25 protein-coding genes are annotated in these 25,583 nt (G+C 72.4%); 16 read left to right on the top strand and 9 right to left on the bottom strand.

Annotation, left to right across the window (positions count from 1 at the left end; genetic code table 11):
- Positions 1 to 9: 9 nt before the first annotated feature.
- Entirely contained in the window at positions 10 to 1,230 is a 1,221-nt protein-coding gene (locus tag ACIA8N_RS25350) for an acetyl-CoA C-acetyltransferase (RefSeq protein WP_365778677.1), read from the bottom strand.
- Positions 1,231 to 1,356: 126 nt separating this feature from the next.
- On the bottom strand, positions 1,357 to 2,514 hold the full coding sequence (locus tag ACIA8N_RS25345) for an SGNH/GDSL hydrolase family protein (RefSeq protein WP_365778679.1): 1,158 nt from the start codon (positions 2,512 to 2,514) through the stop codon (positions 1,357 to 1,359).
- Between the two features lie 103 nt (positions 2,515 to 2,617).
- On the opposite strand from ACIA8N_RS25345, the gene ACIA8N_RS25340 reads away from it, so the two are divergent.
- The 4 genes from ACIA8N_RS25340 to ACIA8N_RS25325 all read left to right on the top strand — a co-directional run bounded on the left by ACIA8N_RS25340 (position 2,618) and on the right by ACIA8N_RS25325 (position 6,804).
- The gene (locus ACIA8N_RS25340; RefSeq protein WP_030220318.1) at positions 2,618 to 4,006 is read left to right on the top strand and encodes a cystathionine beta-synthase; all 1,389 of its coding nucleotides are present in this window, start codon (positions 2,618 to 2,620) and stop codon (positions 4,004 to 4,006) included.
- 437 nt (positions 4,007 to 4,443) lie between these two features.
- On the top strand, positions 4,444 to 4,866 hold the full coding sequence (locus ACIA8N_RS25335) for a peptidase inhibitor family I36 protein (protein WP_365778681.1): 423 nt from the start codon (positions 4,444 to 4,446) through the stop codon (positions 4,864 to 4,866).
- Positions 4,867 to 4,978: 112 nt separating this feature from the next.
- Positions 4,979 to 5,908 (top strand): hypothetical protein, encoded by a 930-nt coding sequence (locus ACIA8N_RS25330; protein WP_365778683.1) that lies wholly within the window; start codon positions 4,979 to 4,981, stop codon positions 5,906 to 5,908.
- Positions 5,909 to 5,970: 62 nt separating this feature from the next.
- Positions 5,971 to 6,804, top strand: coding sequence for a MurR/RpiR family transcriptional regulator (locus tag ACIA8N_RS25325; protein ID WP_365778685.1), 834 nt, complete (start codon positions 5,971 to 5,973; stop codon positions 6,802 to 6,804).
- Between the two features lie 64 nt (positions 6,805 to 6,868).
- Here ACIA8N_RS25325 and ACIA8N_RS25320 read toward each other — a convergent pair whose 3' ends face one another.
- From ACIA8N_RS25320 to ACIA8N_RS25295, 6 genes are all read right to left on the bottom strand, one after another.
- Positions 6,869 to 7,240, bottom strand: a complete 372-nt coding sequence (locus tag ACIA8N_RS25320) for a hypothetical protein (protein WP_365778687.1) — start codon at positions 7,238 to 7,240, stop codon at positions 6,869 to 6,871.
- A gap of 41 nt (positions 7,241 to 7,281) precedes the next feature.
- On the bottom strand, positions 7,282 to 7,674 hold the full coding sequence (locus ACIA8N_RS25315; RefSeq protein WP_359204577.1) for a roadblock/LC7 domain-containing protein: 393 nt from the start codon (positions 7,672 to 7,674) through the stop codon (positions 7,282 to 7,284).
- 41 nt (positions 7,675 to 7,715) lie between these two features.
- Positions 7,716 to 8,486, bottom strand: a complete 771-nt coding sequence (locus ACIA8N_RS25310) for a transcriptional regulator (protein WP_365778689.1) — start codon at positions 8,484 to 8,486, stop codon at positions 7,716 to 7,718.
- Positions 8,483 to 8,914, bottom strand: a complete 432-nt coding sequence (locus tag ACIA8N_RS25305; protein WP_365778691.1) for a hypothetical protein — start codon at positions 8,912 to 8,914, stop codon at positions 8,483 to 8,485. Before ACIA8N_RS25305 ends, ACIA8N_RS25310 begins: the two co-directional genes overlap by 4 nt.
- A 187-nt stretch (positions 8,915 to 9,101) precedes the next feature.
- Positions 9,102 to 9,581 (bottom strand): SRPBCC family protein, encoded by a 480-nt coding sequence (locus tag ACIA8N_RS25300; protein ID WP_365778693.1) that lies wholly within the window; start codon positions 9,579 to 9,581, stop codon positions 9,102 to 9,104.
- 65 nt (positions 9,582 to 9,646) lie between these two features.
- Entirely contained in the window at positions 9,647 to 10,972 is a 1,326-nt protein-coding gene (locus ACIA8N_RS25295; RefSeq protein WP_365778695.1) for a diaminopimelate decarboxylase, read from the bottom strand.
- Positions 10,973 to 11,077: 105 nt separating this feature from the next.
- Between ACIA8N_RS25295 and hutU the strand changes: the two genes are divergently transcribed.
- From hutU to ACIA8N_RS25265, 6 genes are all read left to right on the top strand, one after another.
- Positions 11,078 to 12,763, top strand: a complete 1,686-nt coding sequence (gene hutU, locus ACIA8N_RS25290; protein WP_365778697.1) for a urocanate hydratase — start codon at positions 11,078 to 11,080, stop codon at positions 12,761 to 12,763.
- Positions 12,760 to 13,977 (top strand): allantoate amidohydrolase, encoded by a 1,218-nt coding sequence (locus ACIA8N_RS25285; RefSeq protein WP_365778699.1) that lies wholly within the window; start codon positions 12,760 to 12,762, stop codon positions 13,975 to 13,977. Before hutU ends, ACIA8N_RS25285 begins: the two co-directional genes overlap by 4 nt.
- Entirely contained in the window at positions 13,968 to 15,305 is a 1,338-nt protein-coding gene (locus tag ACIA8N_RS25280; protein WP_365778701.1) for a formimidoylglutamate deiminase, read from the top strand. The genes ACIA8N_RS25285 and ACIA8N_RS25280 overlap by 10 nt, the downstream gene beginning before the upstream one ends.
- Positions 15,306 to 15,322: 17 nt before the next feature.
- Positions 15,323 to 16,570, top strand: a complete 1,248-nt coding sequence (gene hutI, locus ACIA8N_RS25275; RefSeq protein ID WP_365778703.1) for an imidazolonepropionase — start codon at positions 15,323 to 15,325, stop codon at positions 16,568 to 16,570.
- A gap of 93 nt (positions 16,571 to 16,663) precedes the next feature.
- A complete protein-coding gene (locus ACIA8N_RS25270) occupies positions 16,664 to 17,461 on the top strand; it encodes a hypothetical protein (RefSeq protein ID WP_365778705.1) in 798 nt (265 codons plus the stop codon).
- Between the two features lie 143 nt (positions 17,462 to 17,604).
- Positions 17,605 to 18,195, top strand: a complete 591-nt coding sequence (locus ACIA8N_RS25265; protein WP_365778707.1) for a hypothetical protein — start codon at positions 17,605 to 17,607, stop codon at positions 18,193 to 18,195.
- 52 nt (positions 18,196 to 18,247) lie between these two features.
- Here the strand turns inward: ACIA8N_RS25265 and ACIA8N_RS25260 are convergent, their stop codons facing one another.
- The gene (locus ACIA8N_RS25260; RefSeq protein ID WP_365778709.1) at positions 18,248 to 18,601 is read right to left on the bottom strand and encodes an ADP-ribosylation/crystallin J1; all 354 of its coding nucleotides are present in this window, start codon (positions 18,599 to 18,601) and stop codon (positions 18,248 to 18,250) included.
- A 247-nt stretch (positions 18,602 to 18,848) separates the two neighbouring features.
- On the opposite strand from ACIA8N_RS25260, the gene ACIA8N_RS25255 reads away from it, so the two are divergent.
- The 6 genes from ACIA8N_RS25255 (at position 18,849) to ACIA8N_RS25230 (ending at position 25,576) form a co-directional block, all read left to right on the top strand.
- Positions 18,849 to 19,940 (top strand): GNAT family N-acetyltransferase, encoded by a 1,092-nt coding sequence (locus ACIA8N_RS25255; protein WP_365778711.1) that lies wholly within the window; start codon positions 18,849 to 18,851, stop codon positions 19,938 to 19,940.
- 141 nt (positions 19,941 to 20,081) lie between these two features.
- On the top strand, positions 20,082 to 21,380 hold the full coding sequence (locus ACIA8N_RS25250) for a glycosyltransferase (protein WP_365778713.1): 1,299 nt from the start codon (positions 20,082 to 20,084) through the stop codon (positions 21,378 to 21,380).
- A complete protein-coding gene (locus ACIA8N_RS25245; protein ID WP_365778715.1) occupies positions 21,377 to 22,186 on the top strand; it encodes a polysaccharide deacetylase family protein in 810 nt (269 codons plus the stop codon). Before ACIA8N_RS25250 ends, ACIA8N_RS25245 begins: the two co-directional genes overlap by 4 nt.
- Positions 22,183 to 24,099, top strand: coding sequence for a hypothetical protein (locus ACIA8N_RS25240; RefSeq protein ID WP_365778717.1), 1,917 nt, complete (start codon positions 22,183 to 22,185; stop codon positions 24,097 to 24,099). The genes ACIA8N_RS25245 and ACIA8N_RS25240 overlap by 4 nt, the downstream gene beginning before the upstream one ends.
- Positions 24,096 to 24,518, top strand: coding sequence for a hypothetical protein (locus tag ACIA8N_RS25235; protein WP_365778719.1), 423 nt, complete (start codon positions 24,096 to 24,098; stop codon positions 24,516 to 24,518). The genes ACIA8N_RS25240 and ACIA8N_RS25235 overlap by 4 nt, the downstream gene beginning before the upstream one ends.
- Positions 24,515 to 25,576 (top strand): glycosyl hydrolase, encoded by a 1,062-nt coding sequence (locus ACIA8N_RS25230; protein ID WP_365778721.1) that lies wholly within the window; start codon positions 24,515 to 24,517, stop codon positions 25,574 to 25,576. Before ACIA8N_RS25235 ends, ACIA8N_RS25230 begins: the two co-directional genes overlap by 4 nt.
- The last annotated feature ends 7 nt before the right edge of the window (positions 25,577 to 25,583 follow it).

Genomic DNA, 25,583 nt, shown 5'->3' with positions numbered 1-25,583 from the left:
CGCTCCGGCTCAGCTCAGGCGCTCGATGACCATCGCCATGCCCTGGCCGCCGCCCACGCACATGGTCTCCAGGCCGAACTGCTTGTCGTGGAACTGGAGGCTGTTGATCAGGGTGCCGGTGATGCGGGCGCCCGTCATGCCGAAGGGGTGGCCGACGGCGATGGCGCCACCGTTGACGTTCACCTTGTCCAGGTCGAGGCCCAGGTCCTGGTAGGACGGGATGACCTGGGCGGCGAAGGCCTCGTTGATCTCGGCGAGGTCGATGTCGCCGATGGTCAGGCCGGCGCGCTGGAGGGCCTGCTTCGACGCCTCGACCGGGCCGAGGCCCATGATCTCGGGGGAGAGGCCGGAGACGCCGGTGGAGACGATCCGGGCCAGCGGGGTCAGGCCGAGCTCGCGGGCCTTGGTGTCCGACATGATGACGAGCGCGGCGGCGCCGTCGTTCAGCGGGCAGCAGTTCGCGGCGGTGACCAGGCCGTCGGGGCGGAACACCGGCTTGAGGCCCTGCACGCCCTCCAGGGTGACGCCGGCGCGCGGGCCGTCGTCCGTGGAGACGACGCTGCCGTCCGGGAGCGTCACCGGGGTGATCTCGCGCTCCCAGAAGCCGTTCTTGACGGCCTGCTCGGCGAGGTTCTGGGAGCGGACGCCGAACTCGTCCATCTCCTGGCGGCTGATGCCCTTCCAGCGGGCCAGGTTCTCGGCGGTCTGGCCCATCGCGATGTACGCGTCCGGGACGATGCCGTCCTCGCGAGGGTCGTGCCAGGTGGAGCCCTCGGACGCGGCGACCTCCGCCGTGCGGGCCTCGGCCTCGGCGAAGAACGGGTTGTGCGTGTCGGGCAGCGAGTCCGAGTTGCCCTTCACGAAGCGGGACACCATCTCGACACCGGCCGAGATGAAGACGTCGCCCTCGCCGGCCTTGATCGCGTGCAGCGCCATCCGGGAGGTCTGCAGCGACGAGGAGCAGTAGCGGGTGACCGTGCAGCCCGGCAGGTGGTCCATGCCCATCTGCACGGCGACGATCCGGCCGAGGTTGTTGCCCTGCTCGCCGCCGGGCAGGCCGCAGCCCAGCATCAGGTCGTCGATGTCGCGCGGGTCGAGCTCCGGCACCTTCGCCAGGGCGGCCTGGACGATGGTCGCGGTGAGGTCGTCCGGCCGCAGGTCCTTGAGGGAGCCCTTGAAGGCCCGGCCGATGGGCGAACGGGCGGTCGAGACGATCACGGCTTCGGGCATCACGGCTCCATGAGGGTGCGGAGTGGGCGGACTGAAAGGGAAGTTACCCGTACGTACCGCAGGGGTCACCGCCCTGACAGTGTGACGCGGGCCTCTTTTCTAAGCGAGCGCTCAGTCAGAGCCCTCTCAATTATGACCCCCCGAGGCCGAACCCGATCCGGGGGCGGAGCCCGAACCCGCCCCTGACGCGGACTCCGGCCCCGCCCCTGACGCGGATCCCGAAGCCTCCGTGCCGATCTCCGGGCCCGATTCCTTGCCCGTCTCCCCGCCGGACTCCCCGCCCGTCTCCGACCCCGTCCCGGCCCGCGTCTCGCCCTCCGCCGGCATCGGCAGCCGCCGGCGCCGCCGGTGCTTGAGCAGGGCCCACGGCGCCCGCGCGCCCGTCACCTCCGTGCCCGCCTCCCTCGCCGCCTCGGCCGCCGCCTTCGCGACCGGCAGCATGTTCTCCCGGCGGGCCGGTTCCAGGCGGTCGGTCTCCGGCCATACGCCGAGCGCCGCGCACAGCGTCGGGAGGACGGCCATCGCCGCCGTCGCGTACCCCTCCGCCGAGGGGTGGAAGTTGTCCACACCGAACATCTCGCGCGGGTTCGCCGCGAACTCGGGACCGAGCAGGTCGCCGAGCGACACCGTCCGCCCGCCCTGCTCCACCACCACGATCGTCTGCGCCGCCGCGAGCTGCCGGGAGGCCCGCCGGGCCAGCCAGCGCAGCGGCTGGTACACCGGCTCGATCGTCCCCAGGTCCGGGCAGGTGCCGACCACCACCTCGGCGCCCGCCGTCCGCAGCCGCCGTACTGCCGACGCCAGGAGCCGTACCGACTCGGTCGGCGGCATCCGGTGCGTCACGTCGTTCGCCCCGATCATGATCACGCACACGTCCGGCGGCCCCAGGGGCTGGGCGAGCAGCAGGGACACCTGGCGCTCCAGGTCGTCCGAGCGCGCCCCGGACAGCGCCACGTTCCGCAGCACCACCGGTCGCTCGGCGACGGCCGCGAGTCCCGAGGCGAGCAGCGCGCCCGGCGTCTGACCCGAGCGGCGCACGCCCTGACCGGCCGCCGTGGAATCACCCAGAAGGGCCAGCCGCAGCGGGTCGTCCGTACCGAACGCCCGGCCGTACAGACCGTCGGCGCCGGGCGGCAGCGGCGCCGCCCCGCCGCCCACCGTCCGCTTCGCGAGCTGCATCTCCGCCAGCAGGACGCCCACGGACGCCACACCGAGCAGCCCGATGCTCCCGCCGCCGTACGCCGCACCCGCCGCGATCCGCCGCGCCACCCTCGCCCTCGACATGGGGGCGTCACCTCCTTCAAGCCGTTCAGGGTCTAACTGCCCCGTAACCCGCTCCGACTACGCATACGCTGACCACACCATTACGGAGACCCCGGAGATTACGGTGCAATTCCACGACTCGATGATCAGCCTCGTCGGCAACACCCCGCTGGTGAAGCTCAACAACGTCACAGCGGGCATTCAGGCGACCGTCCTGGCCAAGGTCGAGTACTTCAACCCCGGAGGCTCGGTCAAGGACCGGATCGCCGTGCGGATGATCGAGGCGGCCGAGCAGAGCGGTGAGCTGAAGCCCGGCGGAACCATCGTCGAGCCCACGTCCGGCAACACCGGCGTCGGCCTGGCGATCGTGGCCCAGCAGAAGGGCTACAAGTGCATCTTCGTCTGCCCCGACAAGGTGTCCCTCGACAAGATCAACGTGCTGCGGGCGTACGGCGCGGACGTCGTCGTCTGCCCGACGGCCGTCGACCCGGAGCACCCGGACTCGTACTACAACGTCTCGGACCGGCTCGTCCGTGAGACGCCCGGTGCCTGGAAGCCCGACCAGTACTCCAACCCGAACAACCCGCGCTCCCACTACGAGACCACCGGTCCCGAGCTCTGGGAGCAGACGGACGGGAAGATCACCCACTTCGTCGCGGGCGTCGGCACCGGCGGCACCATCTCCGGCACCGGCAACTACCTCAAGGAGGCCAGCGGCGGCTCCGTGAAGGTCATCGGCGCCGATCCGGAGGGCTCCGTCTACTCGGGCGGTTCGGGCCGCCCGTACCTCGTCGAGGGCGTCGGCGAGGACTTCTGGCCCACCGCCTACGACCGGAACGTCACGGACCGGATCGTCGCGGTGTCCGACAAGGACTCGTTCCAGATGACCCGCCGCCTCGCCAAGGAGGAGGGCCTCCTCGTCGGCGGCTCCTGCGGCATGGCCGTCGTCGCCGCCCTCGAGGTCGCCAGGGAGCTGGGTCCGGACGACGTCGTCGTCGTCCTGCTGCCGGACTCCGGCCGCGGCTACATGTCCAAGATCTTCAGTGACGAGTGGATGGCCGGCCACGGTTTCCTGGAGGACACCTCCACCTCCACCGTCGCCGACGTCCTGCGGCACAAGGAGGGCGTCATGCCCTCGCTCGTCCACATGCACCCGGACGAGACCGTCGGCCAGGCCATCGAGGTGCTGCGCGAGTACGGCGTCTCCCAGATGCCCATCGTGAAGCCCGGCGCCGGCCACCCCGACGTGATGGCCGCCGAGGTCGTCGGCTCGGTCGTCGAGCGCGAGCTGCTCGACGCCCTCTTCACCAAGCGGGCGTCCCTGGAGGACCCGCTGGAGCGCCACATGAGCGCGCCGCTGCCGCAGGTCGGCTCCGGCGAGCCCGTGGCCGACCTGATGTCCGTCCTCGGTGAGTCCTCCGACGCGGCGATCGTCCTGGTCGAGGGCAAGCCGACCGGCGTCGTGAGCCGCCAGGACCTGCTGGCCTTCCTGGCCAACGGCGGTACGAAGTAGGTAAGCCCCAGGTAAGAAGCAGGTAAGGCGCAGGTGCGCATCAGTTCGCACAACTGGTACGAGGGCGACACGTACGCGCAGCACCGGCTTAACACGCGTCCGGCACATTGGTGGTTGTCGGCGTCACGGACTAACGGAGCGGCTCCCGGGCCTCCTGCGGCGCCACGGACGCGGAGACCGGCCCTGACCCGGGCCCGTGTCCCTCGCGGGGACCGCCGTCGTCCCGCCCCCCGGTAACGGGGGTGCGGCGGTCCCCGCGCAACTCCCGTACGGCAACGGGCCCTTCGCTCACGCGAGGGGCCCGTTGTCATGTGATCCAGATCACCGGGTGATCACCCCGTGAGGAGCGCCCGATAGTAGTGACGTTGCGTCAATTCGCCGCCCTTGGCACCTGCTAGCTTCTGGCATTCCGCTTGCAGGGATCGAAAGGGAATCTGATGAATATCAAGCGCCTCGTCGCATCCAGTGGCATAGCCCTGGCCCTCACCGGATCGATGCTCACCTTCGCGGCGCCGGCCAACGCCGTCATCGGGTGCGAGGACTTCCACGCCTGCCTGTACTACAACTCCGACTACCAGGGGGCCATGTACAAGCAGGAGTACGACACCCCCGACTACGCCGGCCGCTACTTCGAGGCCAGCCTCGCCGGCAGCAACGGCGCGGGCGTGGTGGTCAAGAACAACGCCGCCTCCGTGGACAACTGGGACAGGCTCAGCCGTATTCGGATCTACTACAACTCGAACTACAACGGCTCCTACGCCTACCAGACCATCGCGGCGAACGGAAAGGCGAACCTCAACAGCACGATGAAGAACAACAACGCCTCCGGGAAGTTCATCGACTACGGCGGCGGCAAGTAACTCCCCGACGAGAGAAGGGGCATTCCGGCCGGGCGAATCCGGTGGAATCCGGCGGAGTGCCCCTCCCGTATGTCTTCGCCCCGGATCTCAGCCTTCGAAGGAACCGACGCTCATGGGCACGTCCCTCTCCCGCACTTTCCCGGCCGTCCTCGCGGCCCCGCTCGCGGCGGCCCTGCTCGCCGGATGCGGCGGCCCTTCGGAGGGCGGGGTCGTGAAGGCCACGGACGTTCCCGCGGCCCCTGCCCGGATACCGAAGATCACCACGGCGGTGATCGAACCCGTCCCCGTGGAGGCCTATCTCCTCACCGAGGAGCAGTGGACCACGCTCGGGAAGGCCGAGCACGCGCTGCGCGTGCGCTGCATGGAGCGCTTCGGCTTCGCGTACGAGGAGCCGCTTCCGGTCGGGGAGGCCTCGGGCCAGACCATCTCCCAGTACCGCTACGGCAAGCTGGATCCCGCGAAGACCGCCGTCCACGGGTACAGAATGCCGCCGGCTCCCTCCTCCTCTTCCTCCTCCGGGGAGGGGCGGAAGAAGCCCACCGCCGCCGAGCGCGTGGTTCTCAGCGGCACCGCCGACCTCACGGCGAAGAGCGGGAAGGGCGGCCAGAAGGTCAACGGCGGGACGGTGCCGGACGGGGGCTGTGTCGGCGAGGCGCAGCGGAAGCTGGGCGACTACGGGGACGCGCAGGTCGCCGACGACGTGAACCTCGGCAGCTTCGGCAAGTCGCTCAAGGACGGTCGGGTGCACGCGGTGTTCGCCAAGTGGTCGCGCTGCATGGCGGAGAGCGGCTACCGCTACGAGAACCCGATGGACGCCTCCGAGGACGAGAAGTGGCGCACCGAGACGCCCTCCGCCGAGGAGAAGACCGTCGCCACCGTGGATGCCCACTGCAAGATCAAGAACAATGTCGCGGGAGTCTGGTACGCCGTCGACGTCGCCTACCAGAAGCAGGCCATCGAGGAGCACGCCGAGGAACTCGACCAGGTGCGGAAGGCCATCGCGGGACAGCTGAAGACCGCCGCCGACGTCCTGGGAGACTGACCGACCCGGTTGTGCATATCCTTATACATGTTCTTCTTGGGTGAATAGGTGGGAGGGGCGGCATGAGCGACAGCCCGGCCGGTCGGCTGCAGGCGCTCTTCGAAGGGCACCGGCTGACCCCGACGCAGCGACGGATCGCGCACTGCATGGTGCGCCGCGCCGGTGACGTGCCGTTCCTCTCCAGCGTCGAGCTCGCCGAACTCGCCGGGGTCAGTCAGCCCTCCGTCACCCGCTTCGCCGTCGCCCTCGGCTTCGACGGGTACCCGGCACTCCGCAAGCACCTGAGGGAGAGCATGCCGGCGGCCGCCGAGGAGACCTCGGGCCACAACGAGTACCAGCAGGCCGTACTCGCCGAGATCGAGAACCTCCAGCACCTCGCGGGACTGCTTGCCGACCCCGCGCCCGTCGAGCAGGCCGGCCGGCTGCTCGCCGGCTCCCGGCCGCTGCCCGTCCTCGGACTGCGGGCCGCCTCCTCGCAGGCGCGCGGCTTCGCCTACTTCGCCGCCAAGGTGCACCCCGACGTCCGGCTCCTCGACGAGGCCGGCTCGATGCTCACCGACCGCGTCGACGCGGCCGTACGGGCCGGGGCCACCGCGCTGCTCTGCTTCGCGCTGCCCCGGCACCCGCGGGAGGTCGTCGAGGCCCTGGAGTACGCGCGGGCGGCCGGGCTCACGGTCGTGACCGTCGCCGAGTCGGCGTTCGCGCCCGTCGCCGCCCACAGCGACCTGCTGATCCCGGCCGCCGTCGGCACCGGGCTCGCCTTCGACACCGCCTGCGCGCCGATGATGCTCGGCCGGGTCCTCCTGGAGGCCATGGCGGACGAACTCCCGGACGCGCAGGCGCGCCTGGAGGAGTTCGACGCGAAGGCGGCGGCGCGGGGCCTGTTCGTCGAATAGGCCCACGCCCACGCCCCACGCCCCACGCCCACGCGCGCGCGTGGCCCGGGCTCGCGTGGGCCCGTCAGACGTCCAGCTCGGCCTCGATCTTCTTCAGCTGGTGGCGGGCCATCGCCAGGTTCGCCCGGTCCTTGTGGAGGGCCAGGTAGAGGAAGAGGCCGTTCGTCCCGCGCCCCTTGAGCAGCCGGATCAGGTGGTAGTGGGTGCCGAGGGTGATGAGGATGTCCTCGATCTCGTCGTTGAGACCCAGCATCTCCATCGCGCGGACCTTGGCCCGGACCACGTCGGTGTTGCCCGCCGCGGCCACGTTCAGGTCCAGCTCCTTGCCGCCGCCGATCGTGCCGAGCGCCATACCGCTGGTGTAGTCGACGAGGGCCGCGCCGATCGCGCCGTCGATGGAGGCCGCTTCCTTGAGGGAGGTCTCGGTGTTCGCCATGGTGTCGTACTTCTTCCTTCTCGGATGATTCGGACTCGGTGTCAGTTCAGGTCTCTGCGGTCGAGCGCGCCGTCGACGAGTTCGCCTATCCGGGCGCTGGACCTGCGGGCCTCCAGATGGAGCCGGCCCACGTTGATCCGGGGTTCGGCGAGCAGGGTCAGGACGGCCGCGCCGCCCGCCGCGTACGTCGCCACGTAGCCGTTCTCGCCGCGCACGAGCAGCTCGCGGAAGCGGCCCTGACCGGTGGAGTCGGTCAGCCGCTGCCCGACGCCGAGCGCCGCCGCGGTGAGCGCGGCCACGCTCTCCGCCTCGCCGTCCACGGTGTCGTGGGCCAGGACGAGTCCGTCGGCGCTCGCCGCGAGCGCCCCGGTGAGCTGGGGCAGTCGGGCCCGCAGCCGTCGGAGCTCGCCGAGGACCTCGGCTTCTGCCGTCATGAGCTGTTTCCTTTCGGCGCGCAGGCGCAGGGCACGCCTCATCACAGGTGTGCCTCCAGGGCGTCACGGAGCCGGCGCAGCAGGGCGATGTCGGGATCGGCCACCGGCAGGACCGGTAAGGGGGGCGGTGGCGTTGGTTCGGGTCCGGGGTCGAGCGGGGTCGCGACGAGCCCGGCGGCGGCGAGCCGCCGTACGTCGAGGAGGGTGTGGAAGGCGGGGCGGCCGAGCAGCCGGGCCAGTTCCGCCGGGGTCCGCTCCCCGTCCGCGGCGGCGAGCAGGGCGCGCCTGCGGGCCCCCACGGTCTGGCCGGGGGCGGCGGGGCGCGGCACGACGGGGGCGGTGTCCACGGCGGCGTACGGCCAGACGGCGTCGAGCAGTTCACGGCGGCGTACCGTCTCGCGCTCGACGGCCTCGGCGGAGACGGGCCGCACCGTCCCGAACCAGTGCCCCACCCCGTACCGGAAGCGGGTCGGTCCGCTGGTGGGGGAGAGCGCGAAGAAGGCCGCGTCGAAGACGGCGCCGAGGTGGCAGATCTCCAGCTCGCCGTCGTGGAGCCGGCCACTGTCGACGAGGAAGCGGCCGACGGCGCGGTGGGCTCCCGCCCGGTCGACGGCCTCGTCCCAGCCCTCGCGCGGCAGCCGTCCGCCGGTGGTGAGGAGGACGTCGACGCCGGGGGCGGCGGGGCTCTCGGCGTGCACGATCCTGCCGTCGACGAGGTAGAGGGTGCCGTGGTCGCGGAGCAGGGCGCCGGTGGCCTTCTCGGCGGCGAGCCGGACGAGCATCGGGGAGACGGGGGTGGCGACGGCACTCATCCGAGGACCAGTCTTTCGGCGAGGTCGCGGAGACGGATCCGGGCGAGGGCGAGGTTTCCGGTGTCGCGGTCGAGCCAGAGGTGCAGGAAGACGCTGCTGTCGAAGGAGGTCTCGACGAATCGGAGGACGTGGTAGCCGGTGCGGGTGGTGACGATCAGGTCCTCGACGTGGGGGCCGCCACCGGGGTTGTCGTCGGCGGCGCCCGCGAGGCCGTCGTTCCCTGTACTCTCGCCCCTCGTCCCGAAGGTGTCGAACTCGGCGGCGGAACGGGCTAGTTCGGCGGTCTCGGCGGCCGTCGTATCGTGGCATCCGACCGGTGAGTCGCCTGCCGTCCCGAGGGCGAGTCCGCTGGTCCAGTCGACCAGGGAGGCTCCGCGAGCGCCCGGCAGGGCCATGGCCTCCAGAAGGCACTCGTCGATTCCGGGCACGCGGGTTCCCCTCCCGATGCGGCGTGCGTATGTGCGGCAGTGACGGTGACGTTACTGAACGCAGCGCTCCGGGGCAGGCGTTCTGGCATTTTCCATCGGAACATGCCAGCAAACCTGTATGGGCACGGGCCGGTCGGCGGGCGAGCGGCGGCGGGTCGACGGGCGGGTCGACGGGCCGGTCGGCGGCTCAGATGCGTGACTCCACGGTGTTCGCGATGTCGGACAGGTCCTTCGCGAGCGCCTTGGCGACGGCCTTCGCGCCGAAGCGCGCGAGCAGCCGGGTGAAGAAGCCCGGGGTGCGGCCGTGGGCGGGCCGGGCGGAGAAGGTCATCCGCAGCGTCGAGCCGTCGGCGCCGTCGGAGGTGAGGGTGAGTTCGGAGACGTAGTGCATGCCGTGCGAGTCGGCGACCGCGACGTACCGGTCGGGCGGCTCGCACTCCGTCACGGTCATCTCCTCCGTGGCCTCCTTGCCCAGCATCCGCCGCGTCTCGCGCCAGCGGGTGCCCACCCCGAAGCCGCCCTCGGTGAGCACCTCCACCTTCTCGACGCCCGAGAGGACGCGGGGCATGTCCGGCAGGTCGGTGATCGCCTCCCAGACCCGCCCGGGGGAGGCGGCGACCCGGCGCTCGACGACGACGGAGGTGGTGTCCGAACCGGTTCCAGTCATGGCTTCATGGAAGCCGGGCCGCCGGGCCCGCGCTACCGGACGCCTCCGTTCCCGCGCCGCCACCGCTACCGCAGCAGGGCGTCCGCATGCGCCCCGCCCGACTCGGCGACGATCTCGGCGAGCGTCTGGGGCGTCCGTACCGTCGTGAAGGCGACCGTCCCGTCGTCGGCCACCGTGAAGCCGTGGATGCCGGGCCGGGGCAGGCTGTTGTACGCGTAGTGGTGGGCGAAGTAGTACGCGCCGGTGTCCGGGACGGCCACGACGTCGCCCGGGTGGAGCAGCGGCAGCTCCCGGCTGGTGGCGAGCAGGTCGCCGGCGAAGCAGGCGGGGCCCGCGACGTCCTGGACGGTGGTCTCCCCGGCGCGGGGGCGGCCCTCCGAGTCGTACGCGAGGACGCGCAGCGGCCAGGACTCGGGGGCGTAGACCGTACGGGTGGCCAGTTGCACGCCCGCGTGGGTGACGGCGATCGGGCGGCCGCCGGAGGTCTTGGTGTACTCCACCCGGGCGAGGACCGTGCCGTGCTTGGCGAGCAGCGAGCGGCCGAACTCGGTCACCAGGCGGTAGCGGCCGTCGAAGAGTCCGGGGACGGTGTCGGCGAGCAGCCGGGCGTACTCCGCGTACGTCGGCGTCTCCTCGTCGGAGTCGAAGTTGACCGGCAGGCCGCCGCCGATGTCGAGGGTGTCGATCTGCTGCCGGCCGGCCGTGCGGTTGATCTCCTCGGCGAGGACGTAGGCCTCTCCGATCCCTTCCGCCATCAGGGCGAACGGGACGCCCTGGGAGCCGGTGTGGGTGTGCAGCCGGGTCAGCCAGGGCCGGTCGAGGAAGGCCTGGACGACGGCCTTGCGGGCGCCTTCGTCGCGGAGCGTCACGCCGAACTTGGAGGTGGCCGTCGCGGTCGAGAGGGCGCCGATGGAACCGGCTCCGACCTGCGGGTTCACCCGGAGGCCCAGGGGGGAGGCGGTGGGCGCCGAGGCGACGAGGGCGTCGATCCTGGCCAGTTCCTGGAGGTTGTCGGCGTTGACTGCGATGCCGAGCGCGAGGGCCTGGCGGAGTTCGGCGGGGGTCTTGGCGGGGGAGTCGAGCACGGTGTGCGAGGGCGGGACGCCGGCGGCGCGCGCGAGGGCCAGCTCGCCGGGGCTGGCGACCTCGACGCCGAGACCGGCGTCGTGGAGCAGGCGCAGGACGGGGACGAGCGGGGCGGCCTTGACGGCGAAGGCGTGCAGGACGTGGGTGTCGGTGACGGCGGCGAACGCGCTGGTCAGGGCGGCGGCGGAGGCGCGGATCCCGGCGGTGTCGAGGAGGGCGACGACCGGTTCGGAGGGGGAGAGGAGTCCTTGATCGACGGAGGCTCGGACGGCGAGATCACGACGGTAGGAGGCCATGGTGCCCATCCTCGTCCATGGCGTCACCGGGACGGGTGAGGGCGGCCCTGTTGACTACAACTATTCATCAGGTCAGGATGTGAATATCTGTACGACATCCAAGGAGGCACCGCCATGTCAGGACCCCGCCCCGTACGAGCAGCACGCGGTACGGAACTGAGCGCCCTGGGATGGCAGCAGGAAGCCGCCCTCCGGATGCTCCAGAACAACCTCGACCCCGAGGTCGCCGAGCACCCCGACAAGCTCGTCGTCTACGGCGGCACCGGCAAGGCCGCCCGCGACTGGCGCTCCTACGACGCCATGGTCCGCACCCTGCGCACCCTCAAGCAGGACGAGACGATGCTCGTCCAGTCCGGCCGCCCCGTCGGCGTCATGCAGACCCACGAGTGGGCCCCCCGCGTCCTCCTCGCCAACTCCAACCTGGTCGGCGACTGGGCCAACTGGGAGGAGTTCCGGCGCCTTGAGCACCTCGGCCTCACCATGTACGGCCAGATGACCGCCGGGTCCTGGATCTACATCGGCACCCAGGGCATCCTCCAGGGCACGTACGAGACCTTCGCCGCCGTCGCCGCCAAGAAGTTCAACGGCACCCTCGCCGGGACCATCACCCTCACCGCCGGCCTCGGCGGCATGGGCGGCGCCCAGCCGCTCGCCGTGACCATGAACGACGGCGTCGCGATCTGCATCGACGTCGACCCGCGCGCCATCGAGCGCCGCATCGAGCACCGCTACCTGGACGTGAAGGCCGACAGCCTCGCCCACGCCCTCGCCCTGGCGACCGAGGCCCGCGACGCCCGCCGCCCGCTCTCCATCGGCCTCCTCGGCAACGCCGCCGAACTGCTCCCGCGGATGCTCGCCGAGGGCGCCCCGATCGACATCGTCACCGACCAGACGAGCGCCCACGACCCGCTCGCGTACCTCCCGGTCGGCGTCGCCTTCGACGACATGGCCGACGCGGCGGCGAAGGACCCGGCCGGCTTCACGCAGCGGGCCCGCGAGTCGATGGCGAAGCACGTCGAGGCCATGGTCGGCTTCATGGACGCGGGCGCCGAGGTCTTCGACTACGGCAACTCGATCCGCGGCGAGGCCCAGCTCGCCGGCTACGAGAGGGCGTTCGCCTTCCCCGGCTTCGTCCCGGCGTACATCCGCCCGCTGTTCTGCGAGGGCAAGGGCCCGTTCCGCTGGGCCGCCCTCTCCGGCGAGGCCTCGGACATCCACAAGACCGACAAGGCGATCCTCGATCTCTTCCCGGAGAACGAGTCGCTCCACCGCTGGATCAAGATGGCCGGCGAGCGCGTCCACTTCCAGGGCCTGCCCGCCCGCATCTGCTGGCTCGGCCAGGGCGAGCGCGACAAGGCCGGCGACATGTTCAACGACATGGTCGGCAACGGCACCCTCGCCGCCCCGCTCGCGATCGGCCGCGACCACCTCGACTGCGGCTCCGTGGCCTCCCCGTACCGCGAGACCGAGGCCATGCTCGACGGCTCCGACGCCATCGCCGACTGGCCGCTCCTCAACGCCATGGTCAACGTCGCCTCCGGCGCGTCCTGGGTCTCCATCCACCACGGCGGCGGCGTCGGCATGGGCCGCTCCATCCACGCCGGCCAGGTCTCCGTGGCCGACGGCACCAAGCTCGCCGGCGAGAAGATCCGCCGCGTCCTGACGAACGACCCCGGCATGGGCGTCATCCGCCACGTCGACGCGGGCTACGACATCGCCGAGCGCGTCGCCGACGAGAAGGGCGTCCGCGTCCCCATGCGCGAGGGTTCCGAAGAGGGTTCTGAAGAGGGTTCCGCGTGAGCGACAGCTTCCACGCCATGTGGCGGTCGCTGCGGCCCATCGGCCGCAGCGCCGCCACCGGCGGCTACCGCCGCTACGCCTGGACCGAGGCCGACGCCGACTGCCGGCTCTGGTTCCGGATGCAGGCCGAGGCCCGCCGCCTGGACGTCGAGACCGACCGCAACGGCAACCAGTGGGCCTGGCTCGGCGACCCCACCGCGGGGAACGCCGTCGTCACCGGCTCCCACCTCGACTCCGTACCCGACGGCGGCGCCTTCGACGGCCCCCTCGGCGTCGTCTCCGCCTTCGCCGCGCTCGACGAACTGCGCTCCCGCGGCGTCTCGTTCAAGCGGCCCCTCGCCATCACCAACTTCGGAGACGAGGAAGGCGCCCGCTTCGGCCTCGCCTGCGTCGGCTCCCGCCTCACCGCGGGCCGGCTGACGAAGGAGCAGGCGTACGAGCTCCGCGACGCGTCCGGCACCAGCCTCCCGCAGGCCATGGAGGCGGCCGGTCACGACCCCTCGGGGATCGGCCCGGACCCGGAGCGCCTTGCCCGCATCGGGGCGTTCGTCGAACTCCACGTCGAGCAGGGCCGCGCCCTCGACCTGTCCGGCGACCCCGTCGGCATCGCCTCCTCCATCTGGCCGCACGGCCGCTGGCGGTACGACTTCGCCGGCGAGGCCAACCACGCCGGCACCACCCGGCTCGTCGACCGCCGCGACCCGATGCTCACCTACGCCGAGACCGTCCTCGCCGCCCGCCGCGAGGCCGAACTCGCGGGCGCCGTCGCCACCTTCGGCAAGATCGCGGTCGAGCCCAACGGTGTCAACGCCATCCCGTCGATGGTCCGCGGCTGGCTCGACGCCCGCGCCGCCGACCAGGACGCCCTGGACAAGGTCGTCACCGGCGTCGAGGCGGAGGCCAGGGCGTACGCCGACCGCCACGGCATCGACCTCACGGTCGTCCAGGAGTCCTTCACCCCGGTCGTCGACTTCTCGCACACCCTGCGCGACGAACTGTCCCGGATCCTCGGCACCACCGGAAAGGTGCCGGTCCTCGGCACCGGCGCGGGACACGACGCGGGCATCCTGTCCGAATCGATCCCGACCGCCATGCTGTTCGTACGGAACCCCACCGGGGTCTCGCACTCCCCGGCCGAGTTCGCGGCCGAGGACGACTGCGCGGCCGGTGTCATCGCACTCGCCGACGTACTGGAGGAGCTGGCGTGCCGCTGACGACGTACTGGCTGGAGCACGCCTGGCTCGACACGCATGTCGAGCCGGGCGTGACCCTCGAGGTGGTGGACGGCAGGATCGCCGCCGTACGCACGGGAGCGGAGGCGCCCCCGCCCGGCGCCGTCGTCCTCCGCGGCCTCACGATCCCCGGCCTCGCCAACGCCCACTCGCACGCCTTCCACCGCGCCCTGCGCGGCACCGTCCAGGTCGGCAGCGGCACGTTCTGGACGTGGCGCGAGGTCATGTACAACGTCGCCCAGCGCCTCACCCCCGACAGCTACTTCGCCCTCGCCCGCGCCGTGTACGCGGAGATGGCCCTCGCGGGCATCACCTCCGTCGGCGAGTTCCACTACCTCCACCACGCGCCCGGCGGCGCCCCGTACGCCGACCCCAACGCCATGGGCGAGGCCCTGATCGCCGCCGCCGCCGACGCCGGCATCCGCATCACCCTCCTCGACACCGCCTACCTCTCCTCCGGCTTCGGCGCCGCACCCGAGCGGCACCAGCTCCGCTTCACCGACGGCACCGCGGGCGCCTGGGCCGAGCGCGTCTCGGCCCTGAAGGACCGGGACGGCGTACGCGTCGGCGCGGCCATCCACTCCGTCCGGGCCGTCCCGGCGGACCAGCTCGCCACCGTCGCCCGCTGGGCCCAGGACCGGCGGGCCCCCCTCCACGTCCACCTCTCGGAGCAGACCGCGGAGAACGACGCCTGCCAGGCCGCGCACGGCATGACCCCCACCCAGCTCCTCGCCGAGCACGGCGTCCTCGGCCCCCGGACGACGGGCGTCCACAACACCCACATGACGCGGACCGACGTGGGGCTCATCGGCTCGACATCGACCGGCACCTGCATGTGCCCCACCACCGAACGCGACCTCGCGGACGGCATCGGCCCGGCCGTGGCCCTCCAGCGCGCCGGCTCCCCGCTCTCCCTCGGCAGCGACAGCCACGCGGTCATCGACCTCCTGGAGGAGGCGCGGGCCATGGAACTGAACGAGCGCCTGCGCACCCGCACCCGCGGTCACTGGACGGCGGCGGCCCTCCTCCGCGCGGCGACGGCGGACGGCCACGCGGCCCTCGGGTGGCACGAGGCGGGAACGCTGGAGCAGGGCGCGCTCGCCGACTTCACCACGATCGCGCTCGACTCGGTCAGGACAGCGGGACCGGCACCGCGTCTGGCAGCCGAGACGGCGGTATTCGCAGCGTCGGCCGCGGACGTCCGGCACACGATCGTGGGCGGCCGCCATGTCGTACGGGACGGGGTCCACGCCTCCGTACCGGACGCGGGCCGTGCCCTCGCCGACTCGATCGCCGCCCTGCGCGACTGAAGGAGACACCCCTCACCATGAACAACGGCCCCGCGGCGACGAACAACCCGGCGGCGATCTCCGCCCCCACGAGCGCGAACAGCGCCGTGGCGAAGACCGCCACCGCCATCGTCAACATCGCCAGCCTCGTCACGAACGATCCCTCCCTCGGTGATCACACTCCCCTTGGCCTGATCCAGGACGCGGCCGTCGTCATCGACGGCGACCGAGTCGTCTGGGTCGGTGAATCCAGCAAAGCACCGGCCACTGACAACCGGGTCGACGCGGGCGGCCGGGCCGTGATCCCAGGCTTCGTCGACTCCCACTCGCACCTCGTCTTCGCGGGCGACCGCACGGCCGAGTTCAACGCGCGGATGTCGGGCGAGGCGTACAAGGCGGGCGGCATCCGCACCACGGTCGCGGCCACCCGCGCCGCGAGGGACGAGGACCTGGAGCGCAACGTGACGCGCTACCTCGACGAGGCACTCCGCCAGGGCACGACCACCTTCGAGACGAAGTCCGGCTACGGCCTGACCGTCGAGGACGAGGCCCGCGCCCTGCGCATCGCGGCCGGACACACCGACGAGGTGACCTACCTCGGCGCGCACATCGTCTCCCCGGACTACGCGGACGACCCGGCGGCCTACGTGGACCTGGTGACGGGCGAGATGCTGGACGCCTGCGCCCCGTACGCCCGCTGGATCGACGTCTTCTGCGAGAAGGGCGCCTTCGACGGCGACCAGGCCCGCGCGATCCTCACCGCGGGCAAGGCGAAGGGCCTCCACCCCAGGGTGCACGCCAACCAGCTCACGTACGGCCCCGGCGTCCAGCTGGCGGTGGAACTCGACGCGGCCAGCGCGGACCACTGCACCCACCTGACGGACGAGGACGTGGACGCCCTGGCGCACTCGTCGACGGTCGCCACCCTCCTGCCGGGCGCGGAGTTCTCCACCCGCGCCCAGTGGCCGAACGCCCGCCGCCTCCTGGACGCGGGCGCGACGGTCGCACTCTCCACGGACTGCAACCCGGGCTCCTCCTTCACGTCCTCCGTCCCCTTCTGCATCGCGCTCGCGGTAAGGGACATGGGCATGACGCCGAACGAAGCGCTCTGGTCGGCCACGGCCGGCGGCGCCGCGGCCCTCCGCCGCACGGACGTGGGCCGTCTGACGCCCGGCGCACGGGCGGACCTGACCGTCCTGGAGGCCCCGTCCCACGTCCACCTGGCGTACCGGCCGGGCGTACCGCTGGTGGCGGAGGTCTGGCGGAAGGGCGTACGGGTGGTCTGAGCACGCGGGTGTGAGCACGCGCCGGGCGAAGGGCGCGGCGGTTGAGTAGGCGTACTCATGTGCGCCCCCACCGCCCGCGCGCAGACTTCCGGCATGACCTCCTCGCTCGTAACGCCCTTGAAGGACAGCCGAGTCGGCGCCGCCGTGGCTGCTGCGCTGTGCGCCCTCGCGCTCACCGCCTGCGGCACGGAGACGGCCGGAGGCGGGACCTCGGCGGGCGCGGGCGCAAGGTCCGGAGCCGCGCAGATCGCGGCCCCGGCGCCGGTCGCCACGCCGCCCGCGACCGCGACCCCGACCGCACCGGTCGGCGACCCGGCGGACGACCCCCGCCTCACCCCGGAGCAGCAGGCGGCGGAGTTCAGGATGCTGGAGCTCGCCGTCGAGCTCGCCGAGCCGTGCGTCGTGGACGGCCCGCCGCCCCTTCCGCCCGAGGTCGCCCCGGGGGAACCGGACGGCCCGCCGCCCGCGTATGGCGAGAAGCCCCCCGCCGGTCTCCCCTCCGAGCGTCCCTCCGGACCTCCGCTCGCGGAGGAGGAGCCGCCCTCCGAGAAGCCCTGGGACTTCGAGCGGGCCCGCCAGGAGACCGAACTGGGCGACGTCGAGAAGTGCGTGGCCCCTCTCCACGGCAAGCGCATCGCGAAGGCCCTGGACGGCAAGGCCGATCCGGACCCGGCCTCCGTCGAGAAGGTCCTCCACGGCCTCGGCTACGACATCGACTACCGCCTCCACGGCCCTCAGGAGGCGAACGGCGAGGTCGAGTTCACCCTCGACCTCCGGTTCATGGGCGCCGAACTGTGCCTCACCGGCCGCTACGACGGCACCCGGACCACCTTCGACCCGTACGGCGCCTCCGTGGAGGTCCGCTGCACGGACGTGAAGCGCCGCGCCTGAGCGGCAGGCCTGAGCGCCGCGCCTGAGCGCCGCGCCTGAGCGCCGCGCCTGAGCGCCGCGCCTGAGCGCCGCGCCTGAGCGGCGGGCCGGCCGCGAGGATAAGCGGTGGCCCGGGGGCGGGGCCTCGTGCGAGCGTGGGCGGCATGGGGAACTCACGGGCGCACGCCGTCTTCGCGACCACCGACGCCGAGGAGGCGTACGCCAGGGCGCGACGGCTCGTCGGGCTCCTGGAGCACGTCGACGCCGAGGTGTACGTGGACGCCGAGGTGCGCACGGTCGAGGAGGCGCGACGGGTCGCCCAGCTGCTGCCGGGCGCGGCCGTCGACTGGGCGGAGGACAGGCGTGACCCCGTGACCGGGGAGTACCTCTACTGCGCTCTCGACCCCGGGACGGCGGCGGACGACGAGATCCGTGCCGAACTGCCGCTGTACCTCTCCGCCGACGTGCCCGCCGCGACCGTCGGGCCGGAGATTGTCCGGGCCGTCGGCGAGGGCACCACCGAGATCGGCTGGCACGGACGGTGGCCGGACGACCCGGAGACGGACAGTCACAGCTCCGCCCAGTACGACGGCGTCCAGCTCGTCCTGCACGGCGACCGGGCCCAGATCGACGCGTGGACCCCGCACCACACCGTCTTCGTCCACGTCAGCAAGTGGGGCGACCGTACCCGGGCCGAGAAGCTGGCCGCCGAGATCGGCGGCGAGGTGATCGGGGACGTCCAGATCGGCTGGTAGTCCCTGATGGTCCCTGCCGGCCGGGGGCCGGCCGATCCGGGCCCCCGGGTCGTCAGTGGAACTCGTGGACCACCTGGATCTCACCGACGATGTGCGCGTTGAACTCGTCCAGCTCCTCCGCGGGTACCCACAGTTCGAGGATCGTCCGTCCGCCGGCCTGCTGGACGGGGTACCTGCGCAGGAACTCCGTGTCGACCTCGAAGCGCGTCACGAAGCCGGCGCCGTCGTGCTTGACGTTCCAGTCGCGGGCGATCCGGATCGCGTACTCCTCGTCGAGGACCGGATAGAAGATCGGCTGCTCGGGCAGCCGCGGCGGCCAGGCGCGCAGGTCGAGCTCACGGACCAGGGCCAGCTCGACCGGTCCGGTGGGTCGCCACAAGGTGGTCGTCGTGCGCTCGCTGGTCATCGGTCGCTCTCCCCTGGAGGTGCTGGAGGCCCGACGGTAGCCACCGTCACCACCCGGCGGCCAGCGGGTTTCGCGGCGGTCGGCCAACTCCACCGAGAAGCGCGGTCCTTGGGCGACCCCTCTCCCGACGTGTCCCACCTTCACGGGTTGGTCACGGAAAGACCGAGTATCCCTGTCTCGGAGGGTTCCGGACCGGTACCGTCCTGTCTTGGCAGCACTCAGGGGGGAAGACCGGGGGGTCGGCTAGGTGAGCGCTTTTCGTGTGCGGATCGTGAGGCCGGGGGAGCTGAGCGGGCGCGAGATCGAGGCATGGCGGGAGCTGCGGGCCAAGGCCGGCGTTCCCGCGAACCCCTTCATGGAACCGGAGTTCACGCAGGCCGTGGCCGCCGTGCGCCCCCGTTCGCGGGTCGCCGTGTGGCAGGAGGGGGACGAGCCCGTCGGGTTCTTCCCCTTCGAGAAGGGGCCGTGGGGTCTCGGGCGCGCCGTCGGGTTCGGCGTCTCCGACAGTCAGGGTGCCGTCCTGCGGCCCGGTCTGCGGCCGGGCGCGCGGGCCGTGCTCCGTGCCTGCGGGATCGCGATGTGGGAGTTCGACAACCTGGAGGACGGCCAGCCCGTCTTCGAAGGGGCCGCCACCGAGTCCTTCGCCTCGCCCGTGATCGACGTCGGCGAGGGGTACGCGGCCTACGAGGCACTGCTGCGCGTCCAGTCGCCCAAGTTCCTCAGGACCACCCTTGCCAAGGAGCGCAAGCTCGGCCGCCAGGCCGACGGCGAGGTCCGGTTCGTCTTCGACGAGCGCGACCCGGCGGCCCTGCGCACCCTCATGGAGTGGAAGTCCGCCCAGTACCGCAGGACCGGTCGCGGCGACCGCTTCGCCAAGGAGTGGATCACCGCCCTCGTCCGGCGCCTCCACGAGCAGCGCACGCCCGGCTGCTCCGGGGTCCTGTCCGTGCTGTACGCGGGGGAGCGGCCGATCGCCGCCCACTTCGGGCTGCGGTCCGCGACCGTGCTGTCCTGCTGGTTCCCCTCGTACGACCCCGAGTTCGCGAAGTACTCGCCCGGCCTCGTCCTGCATCTGCGGATGGCCGAGGCGGCGGCGGCCGCGGGGATCGGGATGCTGGACCTGGGCCGCGGCGACGCCGAGTACAAGGACGCCCTGAAGACGGGCGAGCTGACGGTCTCCGAGGGGGCCGTCTTCGTGCCGGGCGCGCGGGCCGCCCTGCACTGGCTGCGGCGCGAGCCCGCCCGGCGCGCCCACAGTTTCGTCCGCGGCCGGCCCGCCCTCGCGGCGCGGGCGCGGACCGCGCTCAACGGGGTCGCCCGGCTGCGGGGGAACCGCTAGCCGCGGCGGCTCCCCGCCCGGGCCCCGGCCCCAACGCGTCGCCCCGCCGCGTACCCGCCCCCGTACCCGAACACCTCCTACCGCTCGTCCTCCGTACCCGAACGCCTTCCGTACCTCCCTGACCTCCCTGGGGGATCCCCGTTGAGCAGTCGACCGCCCCGCGTCCGCGCCCTCTCCGTCGCCGAGCTCGACCTCGACGCGCCCGACGGGACCGTCCTGTCGCTCCGGCCCGCGCCCGGCGGCCCGGACCTCGCGGACGGTGACGTGTACGCGCTCGTACGGCTCCGGGGCCGGCCCGTCGCCACCGTCGTCGGGACCGTCGCGGCCGGCGAGGACCCGGCCCCGGTGCTCGCCGCACTCGCCCGCGAGCGGCTCGCGGCGGCCGGGCCGCGCGGTGACGCCGAGCGGCTCGCCGCCCGATCGGAGCCGAAGCCCGGACCCCCGCCCCGTACGTCCGTCGTCGTCGGCACCCGTGAGCGCCCCGAGCAGCTCGCCCGCGCCCTGGACTCGCTCCTCGTCCAGGACCACCCCGACTTCGAGGTCGTCGTCGTCGACAACGCCCCCTGGTCCGCGGACACGTACGACCTCGTGACCGGGAAGTACGCCGACCGCGTCCGCTACGTCCGGGAGGACACCCCGGGGCTCGCCGTCGCCCACAACACCGGGCTCGCCGCCGCCGACGGGACCGTCGTCGCCTTCACCGACGACGACGTGATCGCCGACCCGCACTGGCTGACCGCGCTCACGGAGCCGTTCGCCGCCGACCCGGGCCTCGGCTGCGCCACCGGTCTGATCCTGCCCGCCCGGCTCGGGACGCCCGCGCAGGTCCTCCTCGAATCGCACGGCGGCTTCGCCAAGGGCTTCGCACCCCGCCTGTACGACCCGGCGGAGCCGCCCGCCGACGAGCCGCTGTTCCCGTTCACCGCGGGCAGCTTCGGCTCCGGCGCCAACATGGCCTTCCGGGCGGACGCCCTCCGCCAGGCCGGCGGCTTCGACCCCGCGACCGGCACCGGGACCGCCGCGAAGGGCGGCGACGACCTGTATGCCTTCGTCGCCGTCCTCTCCGCCGGCTTCCGGCTCCGCTACACCGCCGAGGCCCTCGTCTGGCACCACCACCGCGACACCTGGCAGGACGTACGGAACCAGGCGTACGGCTACGGCGCCGGCCTCACCGCGTACCTCACCGCGACCCTCGTCCGCAGCCCCCGCCTGCTGCCCGCCCTGCTCGCCCGACTGCCGCGCGGCCTCGCTCACGCCCGCACGATGACCGCCCAGCGCGGCGAGACGGCCGGAGGGGCGGCCGACGCCGGCGTCCCCGGCGCGCACGGCACCCACCACCACCCCTGGCCCCGAAGCCTCTCCCGACTGGAGCGACGCGGCATGCTCTACGGCCCGATCGGATACGCGAAAGCCCGGCTGAGGCAGGCGGGCGCCCGATGACCCCAGCCCCCCTCACCGGCCGGATCCCCGTCCTCCTCTACCACGCGGTGATGGACGACCCTCCGGACTGGATAGCCGAATTCACGGTCAGTCGGGCGGAGTTCGCCTCCCAGCTCGACGCGATCGTCGCCAGCGGCCGTACCCCGGTCACCGTAGGCACCCTGGCCGCGCACCTCGCCTCCGGCGCCCCGCTGCCGGACCGGCCCGCCGTCATCACCTTCGACGACGGCTTCGCCGACCTGGTGGGGCCGACGGCCGAGGCGCTCGCCGCCCGGGGCCTGCCGGCCACCGCGTACCTCACCACCGGGGCCATCACCCGGGGCCGGCCCTGCCTCCTGCCGCCCGCGCCGATGATGAGCCTCGCCCAGGTGCCGCGCCTGGAGGAGTACGGGATGGAGGTCGGCGCCCACACCGCCACCCACGCGCAGCTCGACACCCTGCCCCCGGCCGCCCTCCGGCGCGAACTGCGCGAGTCCAAGGCGGTCCTGGAGGACGCCCTCGGCCACGAGGTGCGGCACCTCGCCTACCCGCACGGCTACAACAGCCCCGCCGTGCGCCGGGCCGCCGCGGCCGCCGGCTACACCTCGGCCGCCGCCGTCCGGCACGCCCTGAGTTCAGGGAACGACGAGATCTACCGCATCGCCCGGCTCATCGTGCGCCGCACCCACACCGCCGCCGACGTGGAGCGGTGGATGGAGGGCCGGGGCGCGAAGACCGCCCCGTACCGGGACTCACTGCCCACGGTGGGCTGGCGGATGTACCGGAGGACGCGCGCGTTGGTGCGAGGAGTGGAGTTCGCGGGATGACGAAGAACGTGTTCACACCGGTCGCGGAGAGCGGTGTGCCGCCGTCCCCGGCCCGGGACCAAAGCGGTACGGCTGTGCCGCGCGCCAGCCGTACCGCGCTGCCCGATCTTGTCTGGCTGCCGCCCGCCGTGCTGCTGCTCGGCCTCGGTCTGTGGGCGTTCGCCCTGCCCGGGATCGAGTTCCGCACCATGGGCGACTACGGGCTCCTGGACCGGCTGCCCGCCGCCTTCTACGCCTCCCTGCTCGTCCTCACCGCCGGGTTCCTGGCTGTACTGCGACGCGCCGGGACCTCGCCGGGGTGGCCGCTCACCTACTGCGTCGCGCTGCTCGTCGCCCTCAAGGCGCCCCCGGCCCTCCTCTACGACTCCGTGCGCTACCCCTGGGCCTCCAAACACGACGCCGTCGTCAACGTCGTCCTCGGCGCAGGAGAGCTGCGGCCCAACGCGGCCCTGTCCGGGAACATGTCCGCCTACGAGCAGTGGCCGGGCTTCTTCACCCTCAACGCTGCGCTCGTCCGCGCCTTCGGCGTCGAGAGCACCGCCGTCTACCTCAACTGGGCGCCGATCGTCCTCGGCCTGATCGCGCTTCCCCTGCTCGTGCTGATCTACCGAACCTTCGCCGAGGACTGGCGGCTGGTGTGGACGGCGGTGTGGATCTTCCAGCTCGCCAACTGGGTCGGTCAGGACTACCTGGCGCCACAGGGGCTCGCGTACATCCTGCACCTGTCCGTACTCGCTGTCGTGATGCGGCACTTCGTACGGCCCGGTTCCGCGGGGCGGCTGCGCGACCGGGCGTACCTCGACCCGGCCGCGACCGCCGTGCCGCCGCCGACGGGTCTGCGGCAGCGCGCGGTCTGCGTGTTGATCATCTCGCCACTCATCTTCGCGATCAACGCCGTCCACCAGCTCACGCCGGTCATGCTCTGCGCCGCGCTGTTCGTCCTCGCCCTCACGCGCCGCTACCGCAACTACGGCCTGCTCGTGGTCACCGGGCTGCTGATGCTGACCTGGAACCTCACCATGGGCCGGCCGTTGTTCCTGGAGACGCTCGGCACGCTGCGCGAGTCGATCGGCCGGCTCACCGAGAACTCCCGTGCCGGATACGCCGGACAGCTCACCGGCCCCGGACCCGAACTGGCCGGCCGGGCCGGCATCGTCATGGCACTCACCGTCGTCGTGCTCGCGGGGATCGCCGTGCTCGGCCGCCGCCGGCTGACCCGCAGCGCGCTGCCGCTGCTGCTCGTCTCGATCGCCCCGGTCCCGCTCTTCGCCGTCAACGACTACGGCGGCGAAATGCTCTTCCGGGTCTATCTGTTCGGCCTGCCCGGCGCCGCGTTCTTCGCGGCGGCCGCCCTTGTCCCCGCTGCCGCGGGCGCCCGCCGGAGCCGTGGCGCCCTCGTCCGGCGCCGCGTCGCGGCCGTCGCCCTGCCGGTCGTCCTCATCGCCCTGACGGCCGGGTTCCTGCCCGCGTACTACGGCAAGGAGACGATGTACTACACCCCGCCCGCCGAGTCGGAGCTGGTCACCCGTGCCATCGACCGGCTGCCCGAGGGCGGTCTGCTCCTCGCCACGGCCGGCTCGTTCCCGGAGGCACTGCACCGCTACGACCAGGTCGAGCACTGGTTCTTCGCCGAGCAGGAATTGCCCGAGAACGAGAAGATGCTCGCCGACCCCGCCCGCTACCTCGCCGACGGCATCCCCCGCGGCACCACCGCGCATGTCGTCCTCACCCGGACCCAGGACATCTACACGGCGGGAGAGGGCCTGCTGCCGCCGGGCGGCTTCGAGGCCCTGCGCACCCGGCTGAAGGCCTCCCCCCTCTTCAGGACCGTCGAGGAACATCCGTACGGAATCGTCCTCGCCTACACCCCGGCGTCCCCAGCGACCCCGGCCACCTCGGGCGGTACACCGTGAAGTCGACCCAGAACCGGATCAGAGGAGCCGTCGCCGTCTCCGGATGGGTGGCCCTCGCGGCGACCCTGCTGCCCGGCGGCTCGCCCCTGCGCTGGCTGCCCGTACTGCTCTTCGTCTGCCTCGGTCCCGGCCTCGCCCTGCTCCACCCCCAGCCGCGTGGGCTGCGGCCCGGCGCCCGCCTGGAGGCGTTCGCGCTCGCCGCGCCGATCAGCCTCTCCCTCGCCGCGCTGACCGCCACCCTCCTCTTCCTCGTCGAAGGGTTCTCCGTGACCGCGTTCCTCGTCCCGCTCGCCGCGTTCTCCACCGTTGTCGCCCTCCTGCCAGGCCTGCCGCTGCCCGCAGCCACTCGTGGCGCGGTCGAACCCGAGGGAACCGGATCGTTCCGGTTCCGCAAACGAGGGCCCGGTGGAGGTCGATGACCGGGCGCCACTCCAAGGCCGACCCCTGGACCCGGCTCGCGATCGCGCTCGCCGCCGTAGGCGCGCTGACCGCGGGGATAGGAGTCTGGTCGACCGTCGCCGAAGGCGACGACCCGTGCGCGTCCGACGCCCGGCTCGTCGCCCCCTGCGGGGCCTGGTGGGGCGCGTACATCCCGTACGACGACGACAGTTCGCTCACCCGGCCGGTGCTCGCCTTCGAGAAGAAGATCGGCCGTCGCCTCGATCTCGTGTACACGTACCACGACATGTCGGGCAACGAGCTCGACGGGACCCTCCTCACCCCCGACGAGCGGGCCCTTGGCCGGGACCGGATGCTGATGCTCGCCTGGGAGTCCACGGTATGGAGGGAACCGCACCACGCCGGGTACACCGAGACCCAGCTCGGCTGGAAGAACATCGCCTCCGGACAGTACGACGCCGAGATCCTCGATCCGCAGATCCGCCGCATCAAGGACTACGGCAAGCGGGTCTTCCTCTCCTTCGACCAGGAGGCCGACGCCCGGATCAAGGAGGGAGCGGGCACCCCCGCCGAGTACGTCGCCGCCTATCGCCATGTCTACGACCGGTTCAGGAAGCTCGGTGCCGACAACGTGGTCTGGGTGTGGACGGTCTCCGGATACCTGGGGAGCGCGTCGTCGATGAAACAGCTCTACCCCGGCGACGACTACGTCGACTGGATCGGTATGGACCAGTACAACTACTACCTCTGCCACGGGTCATCGAACTGGCTGGACTTCGACAAAAGCCAGCGGCCCAGCTACGACTGGCTCCGGAAGAACATCTCCGCCGACAAGCCCGTCATGCTCTCCGAGTTCTCCACCGCCCCCGACCCGGAGCGGCCCGAACGGCAGCGCGACTGGTACACCGCCATCCCGGAGGTCGCGCCGACGCTGCCGGAGGTGAAGGCGTACGTCCACTGGAACCGTGCCGTGCCAGGACCCGGCTGCGACCTGACCATCGACTCCGGGCCCGGCCTGGAGGGCTACCGGATCGCCGGCCAGGACCCGTACTTCCGGCAGGATGTGCCGCGGGGCTGAGCGGACG

It is taken from the genome of Streptomyces sp. NPDC051822 (assembly GCF_044452745.1).
In the GTDB taxonomy this organism is placed as follows: Bacteria; Actinomycetota; Actinomycetes; order Streptomycetales; family Streptomycetaceae; genus Streptomyces.
This window is presented reverse-complemented; position numbering and strand designations above follow the sequence as displayed.

What these genes read in the sequence shown, in the direction of transcription:
- ACIA8N_RS25350 (WP_365778677.1), bottom strand. Translation starts at nt 1,230, where the DNA reads ATGCCCGAAGCCGTGATCGTCTCGACCGCCCGTTCGCCCATCGGCCGG.
- ACIA8N_RS25345 (WP_365778679.1), bottom strand. Translation starts at nt 2,514, where the DNA reads ATGTCGAGGGCGAGGGTGGCGCGGCGGATCGCGGCGGGTGCGGCGTAC.
- ACIA8N_RS25335 (WP_365778681.1), top strand. Translation starts at nt 4,444, where the DNA reads ATGAATATCAAGCGCCTCGTCGCATCCAGTGGCATAGCCCTGGCCCTC.
- ACIA8N_RS25330 (WP_365778683.1), top strand. Translation starts at nt 4,979, where the DNA reads ATGGGCACGTCCCTCTCCCGCACTTTCCCGGCCGTCCTCGCGGCCCCG.
- ACIA8N_RS25325 (WP_365778685.1), top strand. Translation starts at nt 5,971, where the DNA reads ATGAGCGACAGCCCGGCCGGTCGGCTGCAGGCGCTCTTCGAAGGGCAC.
- ACIA8N_RS25320 (WP_365778687.1), bottom strand. Translation starts at nt 7,240, where the DNA reads ATGGCGAACACCGAGACCTCCCTCAAGGAAGCGGCCTCCATCGACGGC.
- ACIA8N_RS25315 (WP_359204577.1), bottom strand. Translation starts at nt 7,674, where the DNA reads ATGACGGCAGAAGCCGAGGTCCTCGGCGAGCTCCGACGGCTGCGGGCC.
- ACIA8N_RS25310 (WP_365778689.1), bottom strand. Translation starts at nt 8,486, where the DNA reads ATGAGTGCCGTCGCCACCCCCGTCTCCCCGATGCTCGTCCGGCTCGCC.
- ACIA8N_RS25300 (WP_365778693.1), bottom strand. Translation starts at nt 9,581, where the DNA reads ATGACTGGAACCGGTTCGGACACCACCTCCGTCGTCGTCGAGCGCCGG.
- ACIA8N_RS25295 (WP_365778695.1), bottom strand. Translation starts at nt 10,972, where the DNA reads ATGGGCACCATGGCCTCCTACCGTCGTGATCTCGCCGTCCGAGCCTCC.
- hutU (WP_365778697.1), top strand. Translation starts at nt 11,078, where the DNA reads ATGTCAGGACCCCGCCCCGTACGAGCAGCACGCGGTACGGAACTGAGC.
- hutI (WP_365778703.1), top strand. Translation starts at nt 15,323, where the DNA reads ATGAACAACGGCCCCGCGGCGACGAACAACCCGGCGGCGATCTCCGCC.
- ACIA8N_RS25270 (WP_365778705.1), top strand. Translation starts at nt 16,664, where the DNA reads ATGACCTCCTCGCTCGTAACGCCCTTGAAGGACAGCCGAGTCGGCGCC.
- ACIA8N_RS25265 (WP_365778707.1), top strand. Translation starts at nt 17,605, where the DNA reads ATGGGGAACTCACGGGCGCACGCCGTCTTCGCGACCACCGACGCCGAG.
- ACIA8N_RS25260 (WP_365778709.1), bottom strand. Translation starts at nt 18,601, where the DNA reads ATGACCAGCGAGCGCACGACGACCACCTTGTGGCGACCCACCGGACCG.
- ACIA8N_RS25245 (WP_365778715.1), top strand. Translation starts at nt 21,377, where the DNA reads ATGACCCCAGCCCCCCTCACCGGCCGGATCCCCGTCCTCCTCTACCAC.
- ACIA8N_RS25240 (WP_365778717.1), top strand. Translation starts at nt 22,183, where the DNA reads ATGACGAAGAACGTGTTCACACCGGTCGCGGAGAGCGGTGTGCCGCCG.
- ACIA8N_RS25230 (WP_365778721.1), top strand. Translation starts at nt 24,515, where the DNA reads ATGACCGGGCGCCACTCCAAGGCCGACCCCTGGACCCGGCTCGCGATC.